The sequence below is a fragment of the Priestia sp. YIM B13491 genome (assembly GCF_042787605.1).
Classification (GTDB): domain Bacteria; phylum Bacillota; class Bacilli; order Bacillales; family Bacillaceae_H; genus Priestia; species Priestia megaterium_E.
In genome coordinates this window covers 1-1,216 of sequence record NZ_JBHZOR010000042.1, presented here as the reverse complement: position 1 = coordinate 1,216, position 1,216 = coordinate 1, and the positions used below count along the sequence as shown (strand labels likewise).

The 1,216-nt window shown below is 35.0% G+C and carries 2 protein-coding genes; one reads left to right on the top strand and one right to left on the bottom strand.

Annotated elements, in window-relative coordinates; all coding sequences use genetic code 11:
- Positions 1-132: 132 nt before the first annotated feature.
- Positions 133-375, bottom strand: coding sequence for a hypothetical protein (locus tag ACFX4E_RS28225; protein ID WP_047751991.1), 243 nt, complete (start codon positions 373-375; stop codon positions 133-135).
- 209 nt (positions 376-584) lie between these two features.
- On the opposite strand from ACFX4E_RS28225, the gene ACFX4E_RS28220 reads away from it, so the two are divergent.
- On the top strand, positions 585-983 hold the full coding sequence (locus ACFX4E_RS28220; protein ID WP_328246851.1) for a GNAT family N-acetyltransferase: 399 nt from the start codon (positions 585-587) through the stop codon (positions 981-983).
- Positions 984-1,216: the final 233 nt, after the last annotated feature.

Sequence of the window (1,216 nt, the reverse complement as noted above, 5' to 3'; positions counted from 1 at the left end):
ACGGGGACAGTTTTTGCGTCTAAACCAGTGGCGTAAGCCACACTATATAAAAGCGACTTCTTGTCGCACCATAAAACAAATTACAGGAACCAAAGGCCCATTGTTCTATGTTGTAGAACAATGGGCCTTTAATTACCTATAATTACTTTCTATAAGTTCTCCTAAATTATCTAAATCTTGACTGATATTTAAGATAATTAAGTAATGCCATTCGCCTTTACGTTTCCCTAAATTGACTACTTGATGGACTTCAACTTGATCATTTTTATATTCTCTAGCTGCTTCACACATTTCCCACAACTTACTGCCAAACTCTGTGTTATCCCAATTTCTTATTGTCAAATCGATATAGGACTGGCTCTTTTTTAAATTCATATCCCACTCTCCCTATTACTAAAAATAACATTAAAGTAATAGTTCAGGTGAAAAACTTAGTTACCATAATCACAGATCTCGGAAGCAATCCCTTGAAGACTGACACTATAAATTATATAAAAACTGGAACTGTTAAGAGTTTCAGTTTCTTTTTATACTCAAAGTAGATTAAAAAATAACAACTACAAAGAATTGAAGGTGGAATACATATGGTAATTGAATATAAAGTTAATGCTTCAATAAGTGCAAAAGAAGTTGCAGATGTTTTTAAATCATCTGGTATTAAAAGACCTGTTAATGAATTAGAACGAATTGAACGTATGATTAAAAACTCAGATATCAATCTTACAGCATGGGATAACCAACAGCTCGTAGGAATTGCTAGGGCCATTACTGATTATAGTTATTGCTGCTATTTATCCGATTTAGCTATTCATAAAGACTATCAAAATAAAGGAATTGGTAAAGAACTCGTTCAACGTTTACAAGATATATTAGGAGAAGAAGTTGCATTAATATTATTAGCTTCTTCAGTAGCAATGGATTATTATCCTCATATTGGATTTGAAAAGTCAGAGAATGCATTTCGCATTCCTCGAAAACAATGAATTAAAACATCATAACCAGAGCAAACTACCCAAGATGCTGAGAAGCATCCTCTCATAGAACCCATTTGCATAACATCCAAGTAACAGAAAAAACTCCTGGCCAATGACAGGAGTTTTTTCTGTTTTCACGCTGTATATGATATACAGAGCTAGTTTAGTCGGGTAGGCAGGCACTCTCACGAGCGCCCGCCCCCCTAAGAACCGTACGTGACAGATTTCCCGTCATACGGCTC

Coding starts and splice junctions, on each gene's coding strand:
- ACFX4E_RS28220 (WP_328246851.1), top strand. CDS start 585: ATGGTAATTGAATATAAAGTTAATGCTTCAATAAGTGCAAAAGAAGTT.
- ACFX4E_RS28225 (WP_047751991.1), bottom strand. CDS start 375: ATGAATTTAAAAAAGAGCCAGTCCTATATCGATTTGACAATAAGAAAT.